General features: G+C 53.3%; 4 protein-coding genes. 1 reads left to right on the top strand and 3 read right to left on the bottom strand.

What is annotated here, in order from left to right; all coding sequences use genetic code 11:
- The 3 genes from Q0294_RS13580 to Q0294_RS13570 all read right to left on the bottom strand — a co-directional run.
- The coding region (locus Q0294_RS13580) for an FtsX-like permease family protein (protein WP_299466257.1) at positions 1–1,209 on the bottom strand (1,209 nt) is incomplete at its 3' end.
- A 50-nt stretch (positions 1,210–1,259) separates the two neighbouring features.
- Positions 1,260–2,054: a hypothetical protein gene (locus tag Q0294_RS13575; RefSeq protein WP_299466254.1), complete on the bottom strand. Its 795-nt coding sequence runs from the start codon at positions 2,052–2,054 to the stop codon at positions 1,260–1,262.
- 332 nt (positions 2,055–2,386) lie between these two features.
- A complete protein-coding gene (locus Q0294_RS13570; RefSeq protein ID WP_299466251.1) occupies positions 2,387–2,779 on the bottom strand; it encodes a hypothetical protein in 393 nt (130 codons plus the stop codon).
- A gap of 389 nt (positions 2,780–3,168) precedes the next feature.
- Between Q0294_RS13570 and Q0294_RS13565 the strand changes: the two genes are divergently transcribed.
- The coding region (locus Q0294_RS13565) for an SdiA-regulated domain-containing protein (RefSeq protein WP_299466248.1) at positions 3,169–3,782 on the top strand (614 nt) is incomplete at its 3' end.

The raw sequence follows: 3,782 nt of genomic DNA, 5'->3' as shown, positions 1-3,782 counted from the left end.
GACCTCCTTGAAGCAAATACAGGGATCGAGATTGGCCGCCTGACGCGCGGGAAAATAACTGGCGATCAATGTGACGAGTACTGCCGTCGCTGAGGCCAGCAGCGCCAGACTGGGAATTGGCAGCACCGAAACGTCTGCAAACGCGGGCCCGAGGAACATGGCGAGCACACTGCCCACGATATAACCTGCCAGTCCACCTGCCAGACCAAGCAGGACCGCCTTCGCCAGGAAGAGCTGCGTGACGAAGCGGGGAGTTGCCCCCAGCGCCATTAACGTGCCGATTTCCCGACGACGTTCGATCACATTCGCAAAACTGGCGCTGGCCATACTCGCGCCGCCGACCGCGACCAGAATTGCCAGGAACAGATACGACAGATTGGTCATCATCCGGTTGATCGAAATCTGCGTCTGCACCACATTCGCAATCGTGACCACCTTGGTGCCGGGCAGCATCGTTTCCAGCTTACCTACCAGACCGTTGGCGACATCTTCACAACAACCCACGACCTCAATGATGTTGACAACCTCACCCGATTTCGAGAGCCGCTGCACCGTATGCAAATGCGCAAACACGCGTCCGTCATCGACGGTTCCGGTCGCAGGCAGTGTAGTCAGCACAGCGAATTTCTCCCCCAGCAGTTCTAAGGAATCGCCGGGTTTCAGACCATTCGCGGCGGCGTAGTCGGCGCCGAGAATGACTTCGCTTTCGCCCAGATCCTGCAATGAACGCCGTTCCGCCAATGCTTCCGGTGCATCCGATTTCTCATCAGCAACGTTGATCTTCGCTTTGCAGCCATCGTGTTTCTTGAAGAGCATGCCCCCCTGCCACGATGCCATTTTCTGGATCTCGGCTTGAGGAAGAATGCCCGTCAGAATCACTTTCCGCCCGTCGACCGTGGTCGGCACGCAGAGCTTGGGGGAGATGGCTTCGACGCCCGTTAAACCGGACAGCGCCAGCTCAGCGACATGCTCTTCCGGAATGGTTTCGGCGTGCATGTCTGCGGAATAATAATCCTGCAGCGTCACCCCTTTTGGTAAGATCAGCACGTTCGCGCCGAGCTTATCCAGCTTGCCGGCGACTTCTTTTTCCGAGAAAATCGTCACGTTGCGAATGGCCACCAAAGCGGTCACACTCAACACGATTGCCAGTAGGCTGGCAATCATCGCGGTGGGACGTTCCCGCAGTTCCTTCCATATGATTGATCTCATGGTCATGAGAGAATCCTCCTTATCTGGTGTGAATTGATATTTGCCGTGTCTTATTCTTTACAGTGTTTGCAGCCATCGACGCCGCAACTCTTACCGGCTTTCTTCAATTCCGCAATCAACTGTTCCTGGGTCACACTGCCATTGAACTTGCCGACCATCACACCGGGAGGCGCCATGAATACGACAGTCGTCTGATCGTTCTGCGGTGCCACTTCCAGTTCCTGCAGGAATGAAGTCTCTGCTGACTCGCCTGCTGAGACGGAAACGACTTCGACGACATCCTTATAACAGGGGATCGCTTTAAAATTCTGCACGCCTTGTGGCATTCCCGATTTTGCGCCCGGGTTTACGCACAACAGAACCATTTTGCGGCTCTGCAATGTCAGCATGCAACGCGACTTGGCCGGTGAGACGAACGACTGCTGAATGTAGTCGGCGTTGATCTGTTTCACGAACGATCCGGTGATCGCGCCGTTTGGTGCGATCGCCAGTGTCAAAGGCATCGGTGCCCGCGACACGCCGTATTCTTTGACCAGATTTTCTTCAGCAGGATCGTTGGTGTTGACGGCGACAAAAGTAGTCGTGTCTGTTTTGCCTGCCAGATTCTGTTGCAGATTGTTCCACATTGCTTTTGTCGCGTCGTCCTGATCCTTCCAGAACATGATGAACGTATATTTGTTCTGCTTCGACGCGGCAGCCCGAGATGTTTCGACCTTACTGAGCGAGGCAACCCGCTGAACTTCCTGCGCGGTGCCAACAGTGGTGCCTGTGATAACAATGGCACCAACGATTAAAAGTGCCCATCCTTTTCGCTGGAATGAACCTGTTTTTGAAAGCATGACCATGAAACGTGACTCCTTTATTTTTGTATGAATGAATTGTATTTTTTTCAATGTGTGATTCTGAGGACGAGTCACTTACGGGACCGTGGCGGCCCGTGATAACTGATTGTGGTCGTTCCTCTTCGTCGGGTTTACGCGAAAAATGCCTTGTTTACCTGATTCGTAACAACGTTAAAATCAGACCATCTTCCCCAGCGTCCGAGTCGACAGAATACAAATCTGTGGAACCGGTATCTCAATGCAATCTGCATACCAACAGAGAAAACAGGGGAGTGAAAAGCGGTTTCTGACGTAAGCCGGTCAGACAACGGATGAGCGCGTCCCAAAAGAAAATTCTATAGGCGCAACGGTACCGCAATCGGCAGGTTGGCAGAATCAGCGCCACTGTTTTTCGCGGCTGCAGTGAACGCTGTGAGACAACAGGGATCAACGACGACACTCAGTGGCACCGTGATGCCACGCAGGTGAACCGCGGGCGTTGTCTGGGCAAATACGATCTCGGAAGCATGACAGATACAGGGGCAATTGTGATGTTCATCGTGCCGTTGTGTCAGATGCGTTTCTGGCGCCGGTCGCGATTGTGAACAGCGACAGCAGCAGGCGGGAGCCGAAACAGACGCTTCCGTTTCACTGTGTTCGACTTCACCCGTCGCGGCGAATCCATGCGCCCAGCAGACAGGGCATGGCTGCAGCAGCAGGGCGATCAAAAACAGGCGAATCAGTTTCATCTGAATCTCAAACTCAATCCGTGATGACAATAGGTGACGGTGGGCTTTCGTAATTTTCCAAAGATCTTTCTCCGGAAAGTGTGATCAAACTGACCACAAAACGAATCGGAATGTTTTCCTTTTTATCGTCCTGCAAACTTCAACGGCTTTACAGCAACTCGGCATTTGATGTGTTCATTTACCGTTCCTGACAGAGCCGGTATTATGTTTTTTTACTGACACAGTGCCAATTATGCCCGTTTATTTCACCTAAATGCCCCAGAGTCTAAGATTCTGTTTTGGGCCTGAATCGGAATGCCAATTCGTGAGACTTGTGTATGATGGAAGTTGAGCCGCCTTGCCGGACGTCTGGCGCATTGAAATCACTCCCCGCAGAAAGGTTCTGTTGAATGTCAAACATGCTGGCACTGGAATTTGAATCCGCGTGCTCCATCCGGCGGGAAAGCGAAGGGCTTACCGAACCTTCCGGGCTGGCGTTGGCTCCCGATGGTTCGCTCTGGACAGTCTGTGATGAAAGCCGTCGGCTGTTTCGTATCAGCACGGAAGGGGAACCGTTGTCGACGCTGGAGATCGACAACCGGGGTCTGGAAGGGATCACCTTCGATGCGGAGGGGCGCGTCTGTGTGGTGGATGAAGATGCCAGCAAGATCATCGTCTATGATCCGCAGACCGGAGCTCAAATTGCGGCGCGCAAGCTGAAAGACCTGGAAGGATTTTGCGCCATCGCCGAGTACTTCGAAGCCGTCGAGAACAAAGGGCTGGAGGGCATCACCTTTGATCCGCTGCGTTCTGAGATCTTGCTGCTCAAGCAGGCGAACCCGGGCCTGCTGATTGCAATCACTGCCCGACTGGACCGGATCACGGCCGTTGATCATCTGGATGAACGAAACGGATTCGCCGCTAACAAGCTTGATGCGGAACAGCTTAATTTTTCAGGCATGTGTTACGATGCGGCCCGCGATCTGTTCTGGATCTTGAATGACAAAGCAGAATGCGTTTATAC

The sequence above is a fragment of the uncultured Gimesia sp. genome, from assembly GCF_937919775.1.
Classification (GTDB): Bacteria; Planctomycetota; Planctomycetia; order Planctomycetales; family Planctomycetaceae; genus Gimesia.
The sequence above is the reverse complement of the archived record's forward strand: the minus strand, read 5'-3'. Positions and strand labels throughout refer to the sequence as shown.

Bases quoted from the DNA above. Each gene is read 5' to 3' on its own strand.
- Q0294_RS13575 (WP_299466254.1), bottom strand. From the start codon at position 2,054: ATGGTCATGCTTTCAAAAACAGGTTCATTCCAGCGAAAAGGATGGGCA.
- Q0294_RS13570 (WP_299466251.1), bottom strand. From the start codon at position 2,779: ATGAAACTGATTCGCCTGTTTTTGATCGCCCTGCTGCTGCAGCCATGC.